Below are 21,638 nucleotides of genomic sequence, written 5' to 3'. Positions count from 1 at the left end.
AGCGCTCCCCCCTAGCGCTCCCCCCTAGCGCTCCCCCCTAGCGCTCCCCCCTAGCGCTCCCCCGCCAAATCCGCGATGGCTGGTACACGGACCGGACGGGGGAGCAACCGCATGACGTTACGCGAAAAGATCGGCTGGGGTGCGATGAGCCTGCTCGGGGCGTGCGCGCTCGCGGTGGTCGCGTTCCAGCGCGGCGAGCATGTCAACGCGCTGTGGATCGTCGCCGCATCGGTCTCGGTCAACCTGATCGCCTATCGCTTCTACGCCCGCTATATCGCGCGCAACGTCATGCAGCTCGATGCGACGCGCCCGACCCCGGCGATCCGCCGCGCGGACGGGCTCGATTATGTCGCGACCGACCGCAACGTCCTGTTCGGTCACCATTTCGCGGCGATCGCCGGCGCCGGACCGCTGGTCGGGCCGGTGCTCGCGGCGCAGATGGGCTATCTCCCCGGCACGCTCTGGATCCTCGCCGGCGTCGTGCTGGCGGGCGCGGTGCAGGACTTCATGATCCTGTTCATCTCGATGCGCCGCGACGGCCGCTCGCTCGGCGAGCTGATCCGCATGGAAATGGGTGCGGTGGCAGGCACGATCGCGCTGATCGGCGCCTTTGCGATCATGGTCATCATCCTCGCGGTGCTCGCGCTGATCGTCGTGCGCGCGCTCGCGGGCAGCCCCTGGGGGCTGTTCACCGTCGCGGCGACGATCCCGCTCGCCTTCGCGATGGGCATCTACACGCGCTGGATCCGTCCGGGCCGCATCGGCGAAGTCTCGATCCTCGGCGTCATCGGGCTGCTGCTCGCGATCGTCTATGGCGGCCAGGTCGCCGAGTCCGCCTTCTGGGGCCCGGTCTTCACGCTTACCCCGGTCCAGCTGTGCATACTTATGGTCGGCTATGGCGCGGTCGCGTCGGTGCTGCCGGTCTGGCTGCTGCTCGCGCCGCGCGATTACCTGTCGACCTTCCTCAAGATCGGCGCGATCGTCGCGCTGGCGATTGGTATTGCGGTCGTTGCACCGCCGCTGCGCATGCCCGCACTTACCAAGTTCATCGACGGCAGCGGTCCGGTCTGGTCGGGCGGGTTGTTTCCGTTCCTGTTCATCACGATCGCCTGTGGTGCAGTCTCTGGCTTCCACGCGCTCATCGCCAGCGGTACCACGCCCAAGCTGATCGCCAGCGAGGCCGATGCACCCTTCATCGGCTATGGCGCGATGCTGATGGAAAGCTTCGTCGCGATCATGGCGCTGGTCGGCGCAACGATCCTCGATCCCGGCATCTACTTCGCGATGAACAGCCCCGCCGCGGTGCTCGGCACCGACGCAGCGTCGGCGGCGGCCGCGGTCACCAATATGGGCTTTGCGATCACGCCAGAGGCGCTGGCGCAGGCCGCGCGCGACGTCGGTGAGACGACGATCATCAGCCGCACCGGCGGCGCCCCGACGCTGGCGGTCGCGATGGCGGAGATCTTCAGCAACCTGATCGGTGGTCAGGCGATGAAGGCGTTCTGGTACCACTTCGCGATCCTGTTCGAGGCGCTGTTCATCCTGACCGCGGTTGATGCCGGCACCCGCGCCGGCCGCTTCATGCTGCAGGACCTGATCGGGCTCGCGGTGCCGTCGTTCCGCAATGCCTCGGCGATCGGCCCGGGCATCGTCGCGACCGCGCTGTGCGTCACGGCCTGGGGTTTCTTCCTCTATCAGGGCGTCACCGATCCGCTCGGCGGCGTGAACACCTTGTGGCCGCTGTTCGGCATCTCGAACCAGATGCTCGCCGCGGTCGCGCTGATCCTGGCCACGGTCGTGCTGTTCCGGATGAAGCGCCAGCGTTATGCCTGGGTGACGATCCTGCCCGCCGCGTGGCTGTGCCTGTGCACGATCACCGCGGGGCTGCTGAAGCTGTTCTCGAGCGATCCGAAGGTCGGCTTCCTCGCGCATGCGTCCAAGTTTGCAGAGGCAGCGGCGCGCGGCGAGATCCTCGCGCCCGCCAAGACGATGGCGGAGATGCAGCGGATCATCTTCAACGACCGGATCGACGCGGCGCTGATCGCGCTGTTCCTCGGCGTCGTCGTGTCGATTCTCGCCTTCGGCATCCGCAGCTGCCGCGCCGCGCTGAAGGTCGATCGCCCGACCGTGACCGAGGTTCCGCCCATGCTGGTCCCGGCCGAATGACGCCGCGCATCCGCCACCTGCTCGCTCGCGCGCGTGAGACCGCGCTCATGATGGTCGGCCAGCCCTCCTACGCCGCCTATCTGCAGCACATGGCCGAGAATCACCCCGGCCATGCGGCGATGGATCCCGCGGCGTTCTTCCGTGACCGCGAACAGGCGCGCTACGGCGGCAAGGGCGGTGGCCGATGCTGCTGAACGACCCGCCACGCTCGATCGTCGCCGCGCTGCGCAGCGAGACCGGCGGCGATCACGACCGCGTCGACACAGCCTATGGCAACTTCGACCTCGCCGCGCCCGACAGCTATCGCGCGTTCCTCCACGCGCACGCGCGCGCGCTTCCTGCAGCCGAGGACGCGCTCGCCGCCGTCCCGGGCCTGCCCCCCTTCCGCCCCCGCACGCCCCTCCTCGCCGCCGACCTCGCGGCGCTGGGCGAGACGATGCCTCTACCCCTGCCCTTCACGCTGCCCGCGGGCGACGCGGCGGCCTGGGGCGCGCTCTATGTCGTGGAGGGATCGCGGCTCGGCGGCATCATGCTTGCGCGCACCGTGCCCGACGGGCTGCCGACCGCCTATCTCGGCGCGCGGCATCTGTCGGGCGAATGGCGCGAACTGCTTGGTGCACTCGACCGCGCCGCGACATATGCCGGATCGGACGTCTGGATCGACGAGGCGATCACCGGCGCGCGCGCGACCTTCGACCTGTACCGCCGCGCCGCCGCCGCGCGCTGAGCCTCAATCCTCGATCGGGGCGGTCATGATCACGCGCAGCCCGGGCATGTTATCCTGCTGCGCGATCGATCCCGACAGACGTCCGACCACCGCGTTCATCATCCGGCTGCCGAACCCGACGCGCGTGCCGGTCTGACCAACGCCCTTGTCCGCGACGATCAGCCGGATCTGGTTGCGATATTGCTCGAGCGCGATCAGGATCGGCCCGGGCTGTCCGCCATAAGCATATTTGCTGGCATTGATGACGAGCTCGGTCAGGATCAGCCCGACATTGACCGCACGGTCGGTCGGCATCAGCACCGGTGCCAGGTCGAGCCGCATCTGCGCGCCCCACTCCTGGCCCAGCGTCCCCTTCATGTCGCCCGCCAGTTCCTCGAGATAGCGCGCGAGGTCGACCGACTGGACCTGGTCGTCGCGGTACAGACGCCGATGCACCAGCGCGACCGCAGACAGCCGTGCCTGCGCCTCGGCAAGATGCGCGGTGACGTTCGCGTCGCCTGCCGCCTTGGCCTGCAGCGCGAGGAACGCGGAGACCATCTGCAGGCTGTTCTGCACACGGTGATTGACCTCCTTCATCAGGACGTCCTTCTGCTCGATCAGCACGTCCTTTTCGGCCAGCGTCCGCTGCAATTCGCGGTTGAGCGCGCGCATCCGGTTGCTCGCATAGCTGTCGTGGAACATCCGACGCAGGCGATAGCCGGCCTCGATCTCCTCGAGCGACCAGCGCCGCGATTCGCCGCGCACCTCTTCGGTCCATGACGCGAACGACGTGCGCGGCGTCAGCTGTTCAGCGGGATCGCCCGACGTCGCCTTATGCGGATTGCCTGCCCATTCGATCTCGGTGATCCGCTCGGCGCGGAACCACAACAGCACCGCGCCCTCGTCGATCAGCGGCATCGCAAGCAGCCCGCTTGCCTTCGACCGATAGCGTTCCGCAGGTGGGTAGAGCGTCGACAGCGCATGCGTCGAAACGATGTCGCCTGTCCCGCGGCTGCGGATCCATTCGACCAGGTCCAGTACGTCTCTGTCGTCCGGACACTGGCCGTCGCGCTGCACCGCGCCGTGCTGGACGAGCGCGAAGCCGTCACTCGCCAGCATCCGGCGCAGGTCGTCGCCGACCGCCGCCGCGGTCCGCTGTGCGCTGCCCTCGGTGGCCATCTTGAGCACGACGACGTCTTCCACCGACCGCAGCCGCAGGCGTTCGCGGTATCCCTCGGCCTCCTCCTTCGCGCGGATCTGTCGGGCGAGGCTGCTCGCCAGCGTGCTCGCGGTCGCGCGGATATCGGGCGCCAGCGTCCGCGGCGTCATGCTGTGGCAGGCGATCATCCCCCACAACAGCCCGTCCTTGACGATCGAGATCGACGCGGACGCCGCGACGCCCATATTGGTCATGTAGCGCAGATGGATCGGCGACACGCTGCGCAGCGCGACGTCGCTCAGGTCGAGCGTCTCGAACCCTGCGGGGCGCAGGATCGCAGGCGTATAGACCGCATGCGGGATCGCGCGCGTCCGGTTGCGGACATACAGCGCGCGCGCCTGTTTCGGGATGTCGGTCGCAGGAAAATGATGGTTAAGGAAGCTGTGCAGCGCGGGATCGCGATCCTCCGCCATCACGCGTCCGGATTCATCGTCGAGAAAGCGATAAACCATGACCCGGTCGAACCCGGTCAACGTCCGGAACGCGACCGCCGCCTGTTCGCACAGCGCCTGGAGACTGCCCGACCGCTCGAACGCGGTCGCCATCGAATCGAGCCAGCCGAGCACGGTCGCGGCGCTCGACGGCGCCGTCGTGGCGGGCTCGAGCTCGACGAGGACGTGTTCCTCGCTCGCATGCAGGACCATGTGGAACTGCTCGCTGGTACCCGCGACCAGCGTGCCGACGGCAGCGCCGATCATGCTGCCGCGCCCCGATCGCTCCGCCAGCAGCGCGGCAACGTCCTGGCCGATCATCGTCGCGAGGTCTGCGCCCAGCCAGTCGGGGGTCAGCCGCGTCTCGATATCGCCCGCGCCCGCAACGACGCGCAGGCTCGCCGCATCGGCGACGAGCAACAGCCCGTGCGGCTGGATCGCGCCGGGAATGTGTATGGGCTCCCGATCGCAGGCCGTAAGGTCCAACGCGGTATCAGTCACAGATGCTGGGCCTTTCCGTCAAGCCGCGACCATGTCGTTTCGCGCGTGGAAAAGCAAATAAGCCAAGGCAGTTACGCCACCGGTGCCATCGCCTCCACGCGCGCATCAGCCCGGTCTGCATAGCGGCGCGCGATAACCGCACAGGCGATCAGCTGGATCTGGTGGAACAGCATCAGCGGCAACAGGATCACGCCGACCTGCGCCGCGGGGAACAGCACGCCGGCCATCGGCACCCCCGACGCCAGGCTCTTCTTCGACCCACAGAACAGCAACACGATCGCATCCTCGCGCGGCAACCGCATCAGCCGCGCGATGGTCAGCGTCAGCGCCAGCACGATGGCCAGCAGGGCACAAGAGAGCAGGCCGATCAGGAGCAGGTCGCCGAGCGACACACGGCTCCACAGCCCCTCAACCACCGCAGCGCCGAATGCACCATAGACGACGAGCAGGATTGATCCGCGATCGACGATCGTCAGCATCGCCTTGCGCCGCGCCACCCATGCACCGATCCAGGGCCGCAGCATATGCCCCGCCACGAACGGCACGAGCAGCTGGACAATGATCGTCTCGACGCTCTCGATCGACATCCCGCCGGCGTTGCCTGCGTTCCGCATCAGCAGCGCGACCAACGCTGGTGTGATCACGATGCCCAGCAGGTTGGAAAAGGACGCGCTGCACACCGCCGCCGCGACATTGCCGCGGGCGATCGCGGTAAAGGCGATCGACGACTGGACCGTCGAGGGCAGCAGCGTCAGGAACAGCACGCCCGTCGCCATCCGCGCGTCGACGAAGGGCAGCGCGGTCAGCCCAACTCCGAGCGCGGGAAAGGCGACGAACGTCACCCCCAGCACGGCGAGGTGGAGCGGCCAGTTGCGCAGTCCGTCCCAGATCGCCGCGCGCGACAATTTCGCGCCGTGAAGGAAGAACAGCAGGAAGATTGCGACGTCGGCGACATAGCCGACGATCGTCGCCGCCTGTCCCCGCGCCGGCATCACGCTCGCCAGCACGACGGTGCCGAGCAGCATCAGGATGAACGGCTCGAAGATCGATAGAAAGCGCCGGATCACGGATGCGCGGTCACATAGGCCTCGAGGGTCGCCAGATGCCCGGCGATCGCCTCGTCGTCGAGGAAGCTGCCGAGGAAGCTGTTGCGCGCCAGCGTCACGATCTGCCCGCGCGACAAATTGCGCGCGCGCGCGGTCTGGCGGTAATTTTCGCCGATATAGCCGCCGAAATAGGCCGGGTCGTCCGAATGGATCGTCGCACGCAGGCCGAGATCGAGCATCCGGTCGATCGGATGGTCCTCGATCCGGTCGACGTTGCGCAGCGCGACGTTCGACAACGGACACACGGTCAGCGTCATCGCCTCGCGCGCGAGCCGCGCGACCAGCACCGGATCCTCGAGCGCACGATTGCCGTGATCGATCCGGTCGACGCGCAGGATGTCGAGCGCCTCGTGGATATAGGCGGGCGGGCCTTCCTCGCCGGCATGCGCACACAGCAGCAGCCCGGCTTCCGCCGATGCTTCGAACACGCGCGCGAACTTCGATGGCGGATGCCCCATCTCGGACGAATCGAGCCCGACGCCGATCATCTGGTCGAGCCAAGGCTCGGCCTGTTCAAACGTCCTGAACGCATCTTCCTCGTCGAGATGCCGCAGATAGCTCATGATCAGGCCGATGCTCATCCCGTGCTTCGCTCGCGCGGCATCGATGCCTGCGAACAGGCCGTTGGCGACGACGTCGAACGGGATGCCGCGATGCGTGTGCGTCTGCGGATCGAAGAAGATCTCGGCATGGACCACGCCGTCCTGCGCGACCCGGTCGAAATAGGCGAGCGCCAGATCGTGGAAATCCTCCTCGGTCTTCAGCACGGCCGCGCCCGCATAATAGATGTCGAGAAAGGTCTGGAGGTTGGTGAAGCTGTAGGCCGCGCGCACGTCCTCGACGCTCTTGAACGGGATCGCGACCTTGTTGCGTTCGGCAAGCGCGAACATCAGCTCGGGCTCGAGGCTGCCCTCGATATGCAGATGCAGTTCGGCCTTGGGCAGGTTGTTGATGAAGTCGTCTGTCATGCTCGATCCCGTCGTGATGTGCGTCACCGCGCAACCATTCCGCGCGTCACGCACTTTGCGCAAGGTCGAAACCCGTTGCATGACATCGCTGTCACGTTACCGCGGACCGGCTATTGCCGCCTCTTACCGATCACGCGAAGGACCCATCGATGCCCACAGGACTGGTCGCACTGCTCGACGACATTGCCGGGATCACCAAGCTGGCCGCGGCCAGCCTCGACGATATCGGTGCTGCGACCGGCAAGGCGGGCAGCAAGGCGATCGGCGTGGTGGTCGACGATGCCGCGGTCACGCCGCGCTACATGGTCGGATTCTCGCCCAAGCGCGAATTGCCGATGATCGGCAAAATCGCACTCGGCTCGTTCCGCAACAAGCTGCTCTTCATCCTCCCCGCAGCACTCGCGCTCAGCGCGTTCGCACCCTGGGCCCTGACCCCGCTGCTGATGCTTGGCGGGACCTATCTCTGCTTCGAGGGTGCGGAAAAGATCCTCGAAGCGCTCGGCGGCGGCCATGCCGAAGCCGAAGCCACCGCCCCGATCGATCCGAAGACGCTCGAGGACCAGAAGGTCTCTGGCGCGATCCGCACCGACTTCATTTTGTCGGCGGAGATCATGGTGATCGCGCTGTCGGACGTTGCCGCCGAACCGATCTGGGAACAGGCGATCGTGCTTGCACTGGTCGGCGTCGCGATCACGATCCTCGTCTACGGCGTCGTCGCGCTGATCGTGAAGATGGACGATATCGGCCTGCATCTGACCGAGCGGAAAAGCCCGGCCGTGCAAGCGTTCGGCCGCGGCCTGGTCAAGGGCATGCCCGTCGTCATGTCGGTGCTGTCGGTGGTCGGCACTGCGGCGATGGTCTGGGTCGGCGGACAGATCATCGTCCACGGGATCGAGGATTTCGGGCTGACGACGATCCCGCACTTTATCCACGATGCCGCCGCGGGCGCCGCCGCCGCGGTGCCGGTGGCCAAGGGCGTGGTGAACTGGGTGGTCAATGCCGCGCTGTCGGGCGTCGTCGGCCTCATCCTCGGTGGCGCGATCGCACTTGGCCTCCACGCGGTGAAGAAGCCCAAGGCGCACTGAGCCACCCCCATACGTCATCCTGACGAAAGTCAGGACCCAGGGTAACGGGCACTGACGTTCGTGGCTCTGGATCCTGACTTTCGTCAGGATGACGGGGAAGGATCAGCGGATCCCTATTTCGCCGTCCACTTGTCCATCCAGCCGATCACCTCGCCATACCATTGCAGGCTGTTCTTCGGCTTCAGCACCCAGTGATTCTCGTTCGGGTTGACCAGCAACCGTGACGGAATCCCCCGCCGCTGCAACGCGGTGAAGCTCGCGAGCCCCTGCGTATAGGGAATGCGGAAATCCTTCTCGCCGGTGATCACCAGCATCGGCGTCTTCCAGTTGGCGACGTAGTTGACCGGGTTCCATTTCTCGAACGCGGCAGGATCCTCGTAATAGGTCTTCCCGCCATGCTCCCACTCGTCGAACCACAGCTCTTCGGTCTCGTACGCCATCGCACGCGCATCGAAGACGCCGTCATGCTGGACGATGCACTTGAACCGGTCGGGCCACTTCCCCTCGATCCAGTTCATCATATAGCCGCCGTACGACGCGCCGAGCGCGCAGGCGCGGTCGCCGTCGAGCCAGCCGAATTTGGCGGTCGCCGCCGCCAGCCCCTTTTGCAGATCCTCGAGCGGCCAGCCGCCCCAATTGTTGCTGATCGCGTCGGTGAAGGCCTGGCCATACCCCGTCGACCCGTGGAAATCGACCGCGACCAGCCCGTAGCCCGCACCCGCGAACACCGCCGGGTTCCAGCGATAGGACCAGCTGTTGTTGCTCGACCCCTGCGGTCCGCCGTGCACCATATAGGCGACCGGGACCTTCCCATTCTGGGTCGAGGCCGGGCTGCCATACGGCTTCACCGCATAGCCCCAGACGGTGTCGTCGTTCGCGCCCTTGAAGTTGAACCGCGTGACGGTCGGCATGTCGATGCCCGCGAGCTTTCCCGCGTTGACCGAGGTCAGCCGCTCCGGCTTCGGCATCCGCGTGCCCTTCACCGCCAGCGCATAGAAATCATCGGGCGCGGTCAGGCTGTTGATCGCGACGACGACACCGTTGGGCGTCGGCACGACCGCACCGACATGGCCCTCCTGCGTCAGCCGCGTCACCTTGCCCGTCATGGGATCGACCGCGAACACCGGCGTCTCCTGCGTGTCGTCCGCGGTGACGTATATACGTTTGCTGTCGGGGCTCCATGCGATTGACGCAACCGAGCGATCCCAGCCCTGCGTTACCGCGCGCACCTGACCGCTCGCCAGATCGCGCGTCATCAGCACCTGGCGATCCGCCTCGAACCCCGCGCGCGCCATCGCGAACCAGGCGAGCGTGCGGCCATCGGGCGACACCGTCGGCAGATTGTCCATGCCGGTGTTCGCCGCCGTCAGGTTGACCGGCGCTGCGGAACCGTCCGCGGGGACCGAGAAGATGTCGAGATTGGTCGAGGTCGCTTCGATCCGCCCCGCCTCGCGCAAAGCGAAATACAGCGTCCGGCCGTCCGCGCTCCACGACACTTCCTCGCCGCCGCCGAACGGCTTGGACGGCGCATCGCCGATCAGACCGCCAGTCACCGCGACGCCGTCTCCCTGCGCGCCCGCGGCCGTCAGCGGCAGCACGAACAGCTGCGATCGGTCGCCATTCGACCATGTGTCCCAGTGCCGCACGAACAGCTGATCGTAGGTCCGCCCCGCCCCGGCATTCGGGTCCTTCTTGACGATCGCGGGCGCAAGGCTCGGCGCGCCGGGCTTGCGATCGGCCCACACCACGAGCTTGTCGCCGGTCGGCGCGACCTTGAACCCGCCGAAACCGCCCTCGAAGCTTGTCAGCTTGCGCGGCGTGCCGCCGGCGATCCCGATCGACCAGACCGCGTCGCTGCCGCCCTTGTCCGACTGGTAATAGACGGTTGCGCCATCGGCGGAGAATTGCGCGCCGGTCTCGTTCACATCGGCTTCGGCGATCAGCGGCTCGGGTTTCGCACCCTTGCGCGTCAGGTCGAGCCGCCACAGGTCGAACCGGCCGCGATCGGCGGCGAGATCGGTCTCGCGCTGTTCCCACACCAGCCAGCGGCCGTCCTTCGACACGGCGGGCGAGGACACGCGCGACAGCTTGACGACATCGTCGATGGTCAGCTGGCGGGCGGTGGCGGGGGCGCTTGCAAGAGCGAGCACGGCGAGGCTTGCGGACAGCAGGATCTTCATGCGCGTCTGCATAGAATGCTTGCACGATCGCGCGCAATCGCCACGTCGTCGCGCACGATGACGCGTAAATCCTCCTTCCCGCCCGTGGCCGCCGCCGATGCGCGGCTGCTCGTCCTGGGCAGCCTGCCCGGCGACCGTTCGCTCGCCGAAGCTCGCTATTATGCGCATCCGCAGAACCAGTTCTGGGCGCTGATGTCGGGCGTGGTGGCGCGCGATCTCGTCGCGCTGGCCTATGACGAGCGACTGGCCGCCTTGCGCGATGCGGGCGTGGCGCTGTGGGACGTGATCGGGTCGGCGCACCGCATCGGTAGCACCGACGCCGCGATCCTCGATGCGCAGGACAATGCGGTCGCCGAGCTGGTCGCGCGCCTGCCCGATCTCCGCGCGATCGCGTTCAACGGCGCAACCGCGTTGAAGCTCGGCCTCAGACAGGGGCTCGGAACGCTCGGCCCGCAGATCGTCGCGCTGCCCTCGAGCAGCCCGCTCCACACGATCGGCCGCGCCGCCAAGCAGCCCGCCTGGGACGCGCTCGCCCCCTTCCTCGCCGTGTCGCGCTAGATCCGCACCGCGCCCGCCGCACGGACATCGGCGATCGTCGGCCAGCCATTCACCGCCATCAGCAGATCCGCCTCCGCCAGCAGGCACCGCAACACATGCGCCGCCCCCGCCGCCCCATCGAGCGCGAGGCCATACGCATAGGGCCGCCCGACGCCCACGGCACGCGCGCCGAGCGCGATCGCCTTCACCACGTCGCTGCCCGACCGGATCCCTGAATCGAACAGCACGGGCACGTCGCCCGCCGCCGCGACCACGCCCGGCAGCATGTCGATCGCCGCGATTCCGCCATTGGCCTGGCGCCCGCCATGGTTCGAACAATAGATCGCATCCGCTCCCGCATCGATCGCGCGGCGTGCGTCGCCGGGATGGCAGATCCCCTTCAGGATCAGCGGCAGCGTAGTGAGCGAGCGCAGCCACGCCATGTCGTCCCAGGTCAGCACCTTGCCGAACACGCCCGCCCATTGCCGCACCGCCGCTGCGCCATCCTCCTCGGGCGGCTTGGCGAGCATCGCGCGAAAGACGGGATCGGAGAAATAGTTCATCAGCACCGCGCCGCGCAGCTGCGGGAAGTTCGCGACGTTCAGGTCGCGCGGCCGCCAGCCCGTCACCCAGGTGTCGAGCGTGACGACGATCCCCTTATACCCCGCTGCCTCGGCGCGGCGCACCAGGCTCTCGGCCAGCGCCTTGTCCTTGGGTGTATAGAGCTGGAAAAACCCCGGCGTCTCGCCCAGCGCCCCCGCCACGCTTTCGAGCGGATCGTTCGACAGCGTCGACGCCATCAACGGCACCCCCGTCTCGGCCGAGGCACGCGCGGCGGCGAGATCGCCGTGACCGTCCTGCGTGCAGATCCCGATCACCCCGACCGGCGCCATGAAGATCGGGCTCGGCAGCCGCATTCCGAACAGGTCGATCGACAGGTCCCGCCTGCTGCAATCGACCATCATCCGCGGCGTCATGCCCCAGTGGCGGAACGCATGTGCATTGTTGTCCTGCGTAAATTCGTCGCCGCAGCCCCCCTGGACATAGCCCAGCACCGACGGCGGCATCGCCGCGCTCGCGCGCTGTTCGAGCGTCGCGTAATCGACCGGCAGCTTCGGGATCACGCCGCTCAGCCCCGCATTGTAGATCGCGTTCTGGTAATCGCCGTAATGCGGCATCCGCCTACTCCTATCGACGGCGTTAAACCCGTCCTGACGGCGAATGTAGCGCTCAGCCGTCGAGCCGCGCCAGAAATTCCTTTGCCTGCGCCAGCGTCGCGTCTTGGTCCGCCGGTTTCATCTTCGCCCAGTTGCGATACGGCATCGCCAGTCGCGGGTTGCGATCAAGCTTCTCCGCGTTGCGCACCAGGAAATCCCAGTAGAGCGCGTTGAACGGGCAGGCGTCGGGGCCGACGCGCTGCTTCACGTCATAGCGGCAATGCCCGCAATAATCCGACATCCGGTTGATATACGCCCCCGACGCCGCATAGGGCTTCGACCCCAGCAACCCGCCATCCGCGAACTGGCTCATCCCCAGCGTATTGGGCAGCTCGACCCATTCATACGCATCGGCATAGACCTCCAGATACCATTCATGGACCTGTTTGGGGTCCGCGCCGATCAGCAGCGCGAAATTACCCGTCACCATCAGCCGCTGGATGTGATGCGCATAGGCATGGTCGAGCGTCTGCCCGATCGCCTGCGACAGGCAGTGCATGTCGGTCTCGCCGGTCCAGTAGAAGCCCGGCAGGTCTCGCCTCGCATCCAGGAAGTTGCGCTCGACATAATCCGGCCCCTCGCGCCAGTAGATGCCGCGCATATATTCGCGCCAGCCGATGATCTGGCGGATGAACCCTTCGGCGCAGTTGAGCGGCACGCGCCCCGCCGCATATTCCGCCTCGACCGCGCGGCACAGCTCGACCGGATCGAGCAGTCCGGAGTTGATATAGGGCGACAGCACCGCGTGCCACAGGAACGGCTGGTCGGTCAGCATCGCGTCCTGATAATCCCCGAACCGCGGCAGCGCGTGCTTCAGGAAATGCCGCTGCTGTTTCAGCGCATCGTCGCGGGTCGTCGCGAAGTCGAAGGCATCGAGGCTGCCTGGATGCTCGCCGAACCGCGCCGCGACCATCGCGAGCACCTCGGTCGTGATCGCATCGGGGGCAAAGGAGAGCGGGCGCGGCATCAGCAGGTCGGCCTTGGCGGGCTTGCGGTTCTCCGCATCGTAATTCCACTCGCCCCCCTCGGGCTTCTCGCCATCCATCAGCAACCCGGTGCGGCGGCGCATCTCGCGGTAGAAATACTCCATCCGCAACTGCTTGCGCCCCTCCGCCCAGGCCTCGAACTCGGCATGGCTGGCGAGGAAACGGTCGTCGGCGCGGATCTCGACCGGCAGGCCGAACAGCGTTTCCCACGCGTCCAGCATCCCCGCAACGCGCCACTCGCCCGCTTCGGTGACGATGATTCGCGCCGGATCATGCCGCCCGATCGCGCGCGCGACCTCGCCGGTGAAGCTGCCGGTCGACTCCGGATCGTCTAGCGTGACGTAGTCGACGGTCCAGCCCGCCTCGCGCAGTGCCTCGGCGTGATGCCGCATCGCCGACAGGATATAGGCGATCTTGCGGCGATGATGGCGGACATAGGTCGTCTCGTCGGCGACCTCCATCATCAGCACGATCGTCGCCGCCGGGTCGGCCCCGTTGAGCGAGGCGATCTGCAGCGAGAGCTGGTCGCCGAGGATCGGCACGAGCGTGGTTTTCTTGGAGCGCATCGCATCCTACATGGCGGACCATGACCGCTCCTACAAACCCGTTATATCTGGGCCAGAACAGCGCCCTCCCCGCCTCGCCCGAAGAGGCCGTGCTCGATTACGTGCCCAACCCGCGCGTCGGCCGGACCTATCTGGTGCGGTTCGCGGTGCCCGAATTCACCTCGCTCTGCCCGGTTACCGGCCAGCCCGACTTCGCGCATCTCGTCATCGATTATGTCCCCGGCGAGACGATCGTCGAATCCAAGTCGCTCAAGCTGTTTCTCGGCAGCTTTCGCAACCATGCCGGCTTCCACGAGGACTGCACGGTAGGCATAGGCGAGCGGCTGTTCGACGAGATGAAGCCGGTCTGGCTGCGGATCGGCGGCTATTGGTATCCGCGCGGCGGGATCCCGATCGACGTCTTTTGGCAGTCGTCCGCACCCCCCGCAGATCTCTGGCTGCCCGATCAGGGCGTCGCCCCGTATCGTGGGCGTGGCTGACGCCGTCGCCGCATGCGGCGACGTTGATAAAGTTTAACATCAAAGCGTGTGTTGCAGTGCAATATTAATGCAACTTTCATACCTTGTCAGCCGTTGGGGGTGAGCGCGATGTCGGGTTAGCCCGTTATGCGCGCTCAGACAAAGGACAGGGTATGGCGTTACCGGCGGACGGGACCAAGATCACGCGGCTGGCACTCATTGGCAATTTTTTGCCGAGGCGGTGCGGTATCGCGACATATACGACGGATGTGTTCACGGCGATGCGGGCGCGCTTTCCCGAGGTCGCGGTCGACGTCTATGCGATGGATGATCATCCTGGCCTGTACGAGTATCCGCCGGAAGTCGTTGGAACGATCCCCGAAACCGATTTGACCGCCTATCTGGATGCCGCACGCAAGATCGATGCGAGCGGCGCCCAGGCAATCTGGGTTCAGCACGAATACGGCATCTATGGTGGCCCGGCCGGGGACTATCTGCTCGCGCTGCTCGACCGCACGACGCTGCCGGTCGTCGTTGCGTTGCATACGATCCTCGAACGCCCCAATCCCGACGAACGCCGCGTCATGGAGGGCCTGTTGCGCCGTGCCGCGCGCGTCATCGTGATGGCGGAGCGTGGCCGCGATATCCTCCAGCGCGTCTATGGCGCCAGCCCGCGGCAGATCGTGATGATCCCGCACGGCGTGCCCGATCGTGACCTCGTCGAACCCGACACGCTGAAGGCGCAATTCGGCTGGGAAGGCCGCAAGGTCGTGCTGACCTTCGGACTGCTCGCGCCGAACAAGGGTATCGAAACGGTGATCGAGGCGCTGCCCGCGGTCATCGAACGCCATCCGAATCTCCTCTACGTCGTGCTCGGCGCGACGCACCCCAATCTCGTCGCGCATCAGGGCGAGGCATATCGTGATCGTCTCAAGGCGCTGACCGAAGCCCGTGGCGTGGCGGGCAATGTCGCCTTCATCGACGCGTTCGTCGAACATGACGAGTTGCTGAGCTATCTGCAGGCGGCCGATATCTATGTGACGCCCTACACCAACCCGGCACAGATCACTTCGGGGACGCTCAGCTACGCCATCGGCGTCGGCAAGCCCGTCATCTCGACCCCGTACGTCCATGCGACGGAGATCCTCGCCGATGGGCATGGCGTCCTTGTCCCGTTCGGAGATGTCGCTGCCTTCGCGCGCGAGATCGACATGCTGCTGTCGAGTGATCGCGACCGCCATCGCTTGGCCGAACGCGCCTATGCGCGCGGTCGTACGATGATCTGGCCACAGCTTGCCGAAACATCGATGGCAGAGATCCGCGCGGTGGTCGCGGCACGCCCTTTTCGTCTGGCAAAACCTTCGCCCCCGTTGAAGCCGCTTGCGCCTGACTTCGCGGCCGTCGAACGGATGAGTGATTCGACGGGCATGCTTCAGCATTCGATCTACTCGATCCCCGATCGCCGGCATGGCTATTGCATCGACGACAATTGCCGTGCGCTCATGCTGATGAGTGCGATGCCGGACATGGATGAGGTCCAGCGCGACAAGTGGACGACGATCTATGCGTCGTTCGTGCAATATGCCTGGAACCCCGACGAGCGTCGCTTCCGCAACTTCATGAGCTTCGACCGGAGCTGGTGCGAGGACGTCGGGTCCGAGGATTCGAACGGGCGCACCGTCTGGGCGCTCGGTATCACCGCACGCGATGCGCAGCTGGCCAAGCATCGTGACTGGGCGACGGCGATGTATGACTCGACCGCATCCTGTGCGCTCGAGCTCGGCAGCCTGCGCGCCCAGGCCTTTGCGATGCTCGGCGCGGCGGCGATGCTCGAGGCGAGCCCCGGGCATCAGCTCTCGCTGTCGATCCTGGCAAAGTTCCCGGATGTCCATCTGGCACTGCTCGAGAAGACGCGACGTCCCGAATGGCAGTGGTTCGAGATCGTCCTAGCCTATGACAATGCGCGCCTGCCACAGGCGCTCATCCGTGCGGGCCAGGCGCTCGGCCGCCAGGACCTGATCGATTGCGGTCTGGCGACACTCGAATGGATCGTCGCCAAGCAGACCTCGCCCGAGGGTCGCTTCCGCGCGGTTGGCACGGAAAGCTTCGGACGCTCCTATGAGGATCCGCTGCAGTTCGACCAGCAGCCGCTGGAGGCACAGGCCACCGTCGATGCCTGTATGGCGGCGTTCGAGGCCACCGGCGACCTGCGCTGGCGTGACGAGGCCGAGCGTGCCTATCGCTGGTTCCTGGGCGGGAATGACCTTAATCTGCCGCTCGCGAGCATTGCCGATGGTGGCTGTTTCGATGGATTGATGCCGACGGGATTGAACCGTAACCAGGGTGCAGAGTCGATTTTGGCGCTGCAATTGGCCAATTGTGCGATTTCGGGGGTATCAAACGCAGCCCAAAGCGTGGCAGGAGCCTCGCGCGTCGTCGCATAGCCTCGCTAGCGTCGGCGTCCCAAGGTGGAACGGCACGCGAGGCATAAGCACGATGGACCTGTTTACCCACCAGCTGCGGTTGCACGCCGACCCGTCACGGGTCGTCGTCCGGCCCTTTCATATCGCCTGGGCCGGCAATGCCGGTGCACCCAGTCGTACCGAGCGACTGGTCGGCGAAGTCCTCGAGATGACGAGCGCGGAGGCGCGGATCCAGCTCGAGGTGGTGCTGAAGGATTTCGAGGCGCGGCACTGGCAGACGCGGCGCGTGTTCATGACGCGCTACGACCAGATCGAGGACATGCTCGGGCTCAACGGCGCGGATATCGGCGACGAGAAGCGCCAGTTGATCGGCGCCTATTTCTGTCATGAATACAGCTATGCCGCCGCCGCGCTGATGAACCCCAGCGCGGTGCCGCATTTCGACCAGTCGGGCATGCCGCCGGGCAGCCTGCGCATCCTGATGTCGATGCGCGCGGTCGGCGAAGGTCACATCTCGTCGGTTGCCTTCCGCGAAGGCATCATCACCGACCAGAATCTGATGAAGCTAGCGCCCGAGCCGCCTTTCGCGACCGCGACCGACGCGGTCGGCAGCGGCGAAGACGAGATGCCGCAGGGCCCCGTCACCGTTTATCGCCACCGCGACAGCACGCTGAGCGGCACCGTGATCTTCCCGATCACGCAGGCGCAGTCGAAGGGGCTGGAGGATCTACGCATCGTCCGCTTCCAGCACGACAATGGCGACTATGAATGGATCGGCACCTACACCGCCTATAACGGTTCGGTCATCCAGTCCGAACTGATGCGGACGCGCGATTTCCGCGCGTTCGATCTCGTCCCGATGACTGGCCCCGCCGCGCGTAACAAGGGCATGGCGCTGTTCCCGCGCAAGGTGAACGGCCAGTATATGATGATCGGCCGGCAGGACGGCGAGAACCTGTTCCTGCTGAAGTCGGACACGCTGACCGACTGGGACGACGGCGAGAAGATCCTGACGCCGCTCTATCCGTGGGAGCTCGTCCAGATCGGCAATTGCGGCCCGCCGATCGAACTCGACGAGGGCTGGTTGCTGCTCACGCACGGCGTCGGCGCGATGCGCAAATATTCGATCGGTGCAGTGCTGCTCGACAAGGACGACCCGTCCAAGGTGATCGGCCGCACGCAGCAGCCGATCCTCGCCGCCAAGGATCAGGACCGCGAGGGCTATGTCCCCAACGTCGTCTACAGCTGCGGCGCGCTGCGCCACGGCGATGCGCTGTTTCTGCCTTACGGCATCGCGGACAGCTCGATCGGCTTCGCCTTCGTCAAGATCACGGAAATGCTCGCCGCGATGGAGTGAAGGCCGGCCGCTCCGTCTTTAGGATTCCACCCCGGCGAAGGCCGGGGCCCAGTTGGGATACGGAGATAACGACGGACCGCGCTTCGTAACGTCGGACTCCCCAACTGGGCCCCGGCCTTCGCCGGGGAAGTGCGCTCAACCACGCAGGCCGTTCCCCTCACTGGGCTACCGCGAAGGCGGGAGCCCTGCCTGGGTCCCCGCCTTCGCGGGGAACCAGCCTCCTACCGCGATGCCGCCATCGTCCGCCGGTACATCACCCAGGTCAGCAGCGCGAACAGCAGGGTCCCGCCTACCAGCGCGATGGGCACGAACGCCTCCCCGACCAGCGCCAGCGGCGTCTCCTGGTTGGTGAGATAGACGATCCCGGCAAACCCCACGCCCCACAGCGACTCGCCGACGATCATCCCCGTCGCGGTCAGCACGCCCATCCGCCTGGCGAGCTCGGGATCGCGCGCGCGGTCTGCCCAGCGGTCATAGGCATAGCCGACCACCGCGCCGATCGTGACCGGCAACGTCACCGCCATCGGCAGATACACGCCCAGCCCGACGCCCAGCGGCGGCAACCGCAGCTTGCCCGCCTTGCCCAGCAGTTCGTCGAGCGCGATGACCGCAACACCGGTCATCGCGCCATAGCCGATCATCGCCCAGTTGAGATTGCCCCCCAGCACGCCCTTGGCGAGCGCGGAGATCAGCGCCGCCTGCGGTGCCGCCAGCGCATTGGGCCCGGCCCCCGGCGCACCCGCAAAGCCAAGCGTGCTACCGAGCAGGTTGAGCACCGGTGGCACGACGATCGACCCGAACACCACGCCGATCAGCAGCGCGACCTGCTGCTTCCATGGCGTCGCACCGACCAGCTGCCCGGTCTTCAGATCCTGGAGATTGTCGTTCGAGATCGTCGCGATGCCGAACACCACGCCCGTCACGATCAGGCCGTAGGCGACCAGCGCCTGCGTCGTCCCCGGCTCGACCGCCCGACCGAACCACGACACGAGCAGGATCGATGCGGCGAGGATGGCGAGGATGCCGATGCCCGACACAGGAGAGTTCGACGCGCCGATCAGCCCCGCCATGTACCCGCACACCGCCGCGATCACGAGGCCGATGACCAGGATGAACGCGAGACTCCCTGCGATCAGCCCGATCGCCGACGCCTCGAGCGGCCCGCCCTGGAGGACCGTCCACAGCAGGATCCCGATCGGGACGAGCATCGCCAGCGACGCGATCCCGACGATCCCGATCGGGATGTCGCGCTCCTCGAGTGCCAGCACTTCGCCGCCGCGCTTGGCTGCCGACGCCGCCAGCGCCGATCGCACGCCGCCGACCACGGGTCCTGCGATCTTGAGCAAGGTCCAGATCGCCGCGACGCCGATCACGCCCGCACCGAAGAACCGCACGTCCGACCGGAACACGGTCGTCGCGATCACCTCCGCGGTCCCGGTCACGCTCCCCGCCGAGGTCAGGATCGGCAGCAGGATCCACCAGCCGATCACCACGCCCGTAAACATTGCCATCCCGACCGAAATGCCGACCAGATGCCCCGCACCCAGCAGCGCGAACGACAGCCCGCCCGAAATTCCGGTCGCACCTGCGCCGACGCGGAACCACGTCGCGGCCTCGGCAGCGACCAATTTGGTCTGCGTCAGGATCGCGAACCCGGCCGACACCAGCGCGTTGACGACGATGATGCCAAGCCCGCGTGCGCTCTCCTCGCCGCCCTCACGGCTGCCCGCGCCGACCTTCAGCACTTCGGCGGCGGCGCGGCCCTCCGGATAGGGCAGCACCGTGTCGACGACGAGCGCACGGCGCAGCGGGACCGAGAACAGCACGCCGAGCACGCCGCCGAACATCGTGATCGCCGCTGTGGTGAAGAACGGAAACCCCTGCCACCAGCCGATCATGACGAGGCCGGGCAGCACGAAGATGATCGCCGCCAGCGTGCCCGCCGCGGACGCGATCGTCTGGACGATGTTGTTCTCGAGGATCGTCGAATCCTTGAACAGCCGCAGCACGGCCATCGAGATCACCGCGGCGGGGATCGACGTCGCGAAGGTCAGCCCGATCTTCAAACCCAGATAGACGTTCGCTGCGGTGAACAGCAGCGTAATGATCGCGCCAAGCACGACCCCGCGAAAGGTAAGCTCGCGCATGCTCGTCTCGGGCCCGGTCTCGGATACGCCCCGCGTCGCGTCGGTCATCAGATCGTCCTAACCAGAAACACGTGCCCCGGCGGAGGCCGAAGCCCAGTCGGAACGTCCTCCAACCGGGCCTCGGCCTCCGCCGGGGTCCTAGCCGTCAGGATGCCGCGCTCTTGCCGTGAGCGCAACCGGCCGGATCAGCGCGCTACCATCCGCCGCGCGAAATGCACCGTGACCGCGCGCGTCACGCTCTCCGCAATCCGCTGCCGCCCCTCGTCGCTGTCGAGAAACGCCGCGTCCTGCGGGTTCGAAATATAGCCCGTCTCGAACAGGATCGAGGGCATGTCGGGCGCCTTGAGCACCATCAGCGACGCCATGCGGTGGAAGTTCGGCTTGAGCGGCATCAACGGCTTGGCCTCGCGTCCTAGCAACCGCGCGAACGTGGCCGACGCGTTCATCGTCTCGCGCTGCGTCAGGTCGATCAGGATCGACGACACGTCGGCAGGCGCCTCGCCCAGATTCACCCCGGAGATCACATCCGCCTTGTTCTCGCGCGCGGCTAGCCGCGCCGCCTCCTTGTCGGACGCCACCTCGGACAGCGTATAGGCAGTCGCGCCGCTCGCGCCTTCGGATCCGGTACTGTCGCAGTGGACCGATATGAACAGGTCCCCCTTCAACCGCCGTGCGACGCCGTACCGCTCGCGCAGCACGAGGAACCGGTCGTCGCTCCGCGTGAGCGCGACGCGCACCCGACCAGAAGCGAGCAGCGCGTCACGGATCGCCTTGGCGACCTTGAGGGTCACGTCCTTTTCGCGCAGCCCGTCAGGGCCGATCGCGCCGGGATCGACCCCGCCATGCCCGGCGTCGATCACCACCAGCGGACGCATATCGTCGCCCTCGACCCGCGGCAGTGCGATCCCGCGTGCGCGCGGCGGCACCGGGATCGATACCTTGTACCGCGGCGCCGGTCGTGCGGCGAAATTGAACGGGAAGAAATTCAGCGGACCGGCGATACTGGCCTGCGCGAACGTCGCATCGTCGACGCGGCGCAAGGCCAGCGTCAGTTCGCGTCCCTGCGAATCGAACCCGCCATCGGCCACGATCACCGGCTCGGACAGGTCGAACAGCATTCGCAGCCCGGAGCCGCCGTGCCGGCGCTGCGTGATGCGGGTCACGACGCCGCCCGGCCTCACGGGTCCGCCGGGCGTCGCGTTCGCGATATCGACCGCGATCTGCCGTCGGCCGGTCAGGATCTGGCTCGCGCCGCTGCCGACCGGTGCATCGAAGCGGATCACGATCTGCGTTCTGCCGATCGCGATGCTCTGTACGGTCGCCGCCAGCGCCGGAACGCCGGACAGCCAGCCGAGCAGCAGGGCGATGATCGCAACCATCCTGCGTCCATGCCGTGCGACCGCGCCGCCGGTCCAGCGAAAAGCCATTCTACACTCCCTGGATCGGTCGAGCCCGACCGAAACGAGACGCCTACGCCACGCCCCCGCAAGAGGATCTTGCGGAGCAGGGTTAATAGCCTGTTTGCCTTGGTTTTCCCATATCCGTGGCTGCCGGCGCGGCTGCCGGACAGATCGCTGCGCGGAAA

16 protein-coding genes are annotated in these 21,638 nt (G+C 66.6%); 8 read left to right on the top strand and 8 right to left on the bottom strand.

All coding sequences use genetic code 11. From position 1 onward, the window contains the following. Nucleotides 1-111 precede the first annotated feature (111 nt). The 3 genes from ASE89_RS14220 to ASE89_RS14210 are packed head-to-tail and all read left to right on the top strand — an operon-like array spanning nt 112 to nt 2,893. On the top strand, nt 112-2,166 hold the full coding sequence (locus tag ASE89_RS14220; RefSeq protein WP_056679031.1) for a carbon starvation CstA family protein: 2,055 nt from the start codon (nt 112-114) through the stop codon (nt 2,164-2,166). Next, nucleotides 2,163-2,360, top strand: coding sequence for a YbdD/YjiX family protein (locus tag ASE89_RS14215; protein ID WP_037527929.1), 198 nt, complete (start codon nt 2,163-2,165; stop codon nt 2,358-2,360). Before ASE89_RS14220 ends, ASE89_RS14215 begins: the two co-directional genes overlap by 4 nt. Continuing rightward, complete coding sequence (locus ASE89_RS14210) at nt 2,351-2,893, top strand: biliverdin-producing heme oxygenase (protein ID WP_056679026.1); 543 nt, start codon at nt 2,351-2,353, stop codon at nt 2,891-2,893. The genes ASE89_RS14215 and ASE89_RS14210 overlap by 10 nt, the downstream gene beginning before the upstream one ends. 3 nt (nt 2,894-2,896) lie before the next feature. On the opposite strand, the gene ASE89_RS14205 is transcribed toward ASE89_RS14210, so the two are convergent. From ASE89_RS14205 to ASE89_RS14195, 3 genes are all read right to left on the bottom strand, one after another. Then, nucleotides 2,897-5,023 (bottom strand): histidine kinase dimerization/phosphoacceptor domain -containing protein, encoded by a 2,127-nt coding sequence (locus tag ASE89_RS14205; RefSeq protein WP_056679023.1) that lies wholly within the window; start codon nt 5,021-5,023, stop codon nt 2,897-2,899. 71 nt (nt 5,024-5,094) lie between these two features. Further along, nucleotides 5,095-6,087, bottom strand: a complete 993-nt coding sequence (locus ASE89_RS14200; RefSeq protein ID WP_443024357.1) for a bile acid:sodium symporter family protein — start codon at nt 6,085-6,087, stop codon at nt 5,095-5,097. Then, nucleotides 6,087-7,097, bottom strand: a complete 1,011-nt coding sequence (locus ASE89_RS14195) for an adenosine deaminase (protein ID WP_056680643.1) — start codon at nt 7,095-7,097, stop codon at nt 6,087-6,089. The genes ASE89_RS14200 and ASE89_RS14195 overlap by 1 nt, the downstream gene beginning before the upstream one ends. A gap of 149 nt (nt 7,098-7,246) precedes the next feature. Here ASE89_RS14195 and ASE89_RS14190 point away from each other — a divergent pair, with 149 nt between their 5' ends. Next, entirely contained in the window at nt 7,247-8,182 is a 936-nt protein-coding gene (locus tag ASE89_RS14190; RefSeq protein ID WP_056679019.1) for a DUF808 domain-containing protein, read from the top strand. A 113-nt stretch (nt 8,183-8,295) separates the two neighbouring features. Here the strand turns inward: ASE89_RS14190 and ASE89_RS14185 are convergent, their stop codons facing one another. Continuing rightward, nucleotides 8,296-10,362 (bottom strand): S9 family peptidase, encoded by a 2,067-nt coding sequence (locus ASE89_RS14185; protein WP_056680640.1) that lies wholly within the window; start codon nt 10,360-10,362, stop codon nt 8,296-8,298. Between the two features lie 57 nt (nt 10,363-10,419). On the opposite strand from ASE89_RS14185, the gene ASE89_RS14180 reads away from it, so the two are divergent. Beyond that, nucleotides 10,420-10,920, top strand: a complete 501-nt coding sequence (locus tag ASE89_RS14180) for a DNA-deoxyinosine glycosylase (RefSeq protein ID WP_056680637.1) — start codon at nt 10,420-10,422, stop codon at nt 10,918-10,920. On the opposite strand, the gene ASE89_RS14175 is transcribed toward ASE89_RS14180, so the two are convergent. Then, nucleotides 10,917-12,077, bottom strand: coding sequence for an alpha-hydroxy-acid oxidizing protein (locus ASE89_RS14175; protein WP_056679015.1), 1,161 nt, complete (start codon nt 12,075-12,077; stop codon nt 10,917-10,919). The genes ASE89_RS14180 and ASE89_RS14175 overlap by 4 nt on opposite strands. 52 nt (nt 12,078-12,129) lie before the next feature. Further along, nucleotides 12,130-13,668: a cryptochrome/photolyase family protein gene (locus ASE89_RS14170; RefSeq protein WP_056679012.1), complete on the bottom strand. Its 1,539-nt coding sequence runs from the start codon at nt 13,666-13,668 to the stop codon at nt 12,130-12,132. 20 nt (nt 13,669-13,688) lie between these two features. Here ASE89_RS14170 and queF point away from each other — a divergent pair, with 20 nt between their 5' ends. From queF to ASE89_RS14155, 3 genes are all read left to right on the top strand, one after another. Then, nucleotides 13,689-14,147: a preQ(1) synthase gene (gene queF, locus ASE89_RS14165; RefSeq protein ID WP_037527914.1), complete on the top strand. Its 459-nt coding sequence runs from the start codon at nt 13,689-13,691 to the stop codon at nt 14,145-14,147. A gap of 152 nt (nt 14,148-14,299) precedes the next feature. After that, the gene (locus ASE89_RS14160; protein WP_056679009.1) at nt 14,300-16,570 is read left to right on the top strand and encodes a glycosyltransferase family 4 protein; all 2,271 of its coding nucleotides are present in this window, start codon (nt 14,300-14,302) and stop codon (nt 16,568-16,570) included. Nucleotides 16,571-16,622: 52 nt separating this feature from the next. Further along, on the top strand, nt 16,623-17,906 hold the full coding sequence (locus ASE89_RS14155) for a glycoside hydrolase family 130 protein (RefSeq protein ID WP_056679006.1): 1,284 nt from the start codon (nt 16,623-16,625) through the stop codon (nt 17,904-17,906). Nucleotides 17,907-18,127: 221 nt separating this feature from the next. On the opposite strand, the gene ASE89_RS14150 is transcribed toward ASE89_RS14155, so the two are convergent. Both ASE89_RS14150 and ASE89_RS14145 read right to left on the bottom strand, forming a co-directional pair. Beyond that, nucleotides 18,128-20,101: an OPT family oligopeptide transporter gene (locus ASE89_RS14150; RefSeq protein ID WP_056679003.1), complete on the bottom strand. Its 1,974-nt coding sequence runs from the start codon at nt 20,099-20,101 to the stop codon at nt 18,128-18,130. Between the two features lie 137 nt (nt 20,102-20,238). Then, a complete protein-coding gene (locus ASE89_RS14145; RefSeq protein ID WP_056679000.1) occupies nt 20,239-21,480 on the bottom strand; it encodes an N-acetylmuramoyl-L-alanine amidase family protein in 1,242 nt (413 codons plus the stop codon). Nucleotides 21,481-21,638 lie beyond the last annotated feature (158 nt).

This window comes from Sphingomonas sp. Leaf30 (genome assembly GCF_001422525.1).
Classification (GTDB): Bacteria; Pseudomonadota; Alphaproteobacteria; order Sphingomonadales; family Sphingomonadaceae; genus Sphingomonas; species Sphingomonas aerolata.
Note: the sequence above shows the minus strand (reverse complement) of the source record. Positions and strands in the feature narration are given on the sequence as shown.

Excerpts from the sequence above, each read along its gene's own strand:
- ASE89_RS14180 (WP_056680637.1), top strand. The coding sequence starts at position 10,420 with ATGACGCGTAAATCCTCCTTCCCGCCCGTGGCCGCCGCCGATGCGCGG.
- ASE89_RS14160 (WP_056679009.1), top strand. The coding sequence starts at position 14,300 with ATGGCGTTACCGGCGGACGGGACCAAGATCACGCGGCTGGCACTCATT.
- ASE89_RS14220 (WP_056679031.1), top strand. The coding sequence starts at position 112 with ATGACGTTACGCGAAAAGATCGGCTGGGGTGCGATGAGCCTGCTCGGG.
- ASE89_RS14215 (WP_037527929.1), top strand. The coding sequence starts at position 2,163 with ATGACGCCGCGCATCCGCCACCTGCTCGCTCGCGCGCGTGAGACCGCG.
- ASE89_RS14150 (WP_056679003.1), bottom strand. The coding sequence starts at position 20,101 with ATGACCGACGCGACGCGGGGCGTATCCGAGACCGGGCCCGAGACGAGC.
- ASE89_RS14195 (WP_056680643.1), bottom strand. The coding sequence starts at position 7,097 with ATGACAGACGACTTCATCAACAACCTGCCCAAGGCCGAACTGCATCTG.
- ASE89_RS14210 (WP_056679026.1), top strand. The coding sequence starts at position 2,351 with ATGCTGCTGAACGACCCGCCACGCTCGATCGTCGCCGCGCTGCGCAGC.
- ASE89_RS14175 (WP_056679015.1), bottom strand. The coding sequence starts at position 12,077 with ATGCCGCATTACGGCGATTACCAGAACGCGATCTACAATGCGGGGCTG.
- ASE89_RS14170 (WP_056679012.1), bottom strand. The coding sequence starts at position 13,668 with ATGCGCTCCAAGAAAACCACGCTCGTGCCGATCCTCGGCGACCAGCTC.
- ASE89_RS14185 (WP_056680640.1), bottom strand. The coding sequence starts at position 10,362 with ATGAAGATCCTGCTGTCCGCAAGCCTCGCCGTGCTCGCTCTTGCAAGC.
- queF (WP_037527914.1), top strand. The coding sequence starts at position 13,689 with ATGACCGCTCCTACAAACCCGTTATATCTGGGCCAGAACAGCGCCCTC.
- ASE89_RS14190 (WP_056679019.1), top strand. The coding sequence starts at position 7,247 with ATGCCCACAGGACTGGTCGCACTGCTCGACGACATTGCCGGGATCACC.
- ASE89_RS14155 (WP_056679006.1), top strand. The coding sequence starts at position 16,623 with ATGGACCTGTTTACCCACCAGCTGCGGTTGCACGCCGACCCGTCACGG.
- ASE89_RS14145 (WP_056679000.1), bottom strand. The coding sequence starts at position 21,480 with ATGGCTTTTCGCTGGACCGGCGGCGCGGTCGCACGGCATGGACGCAGG.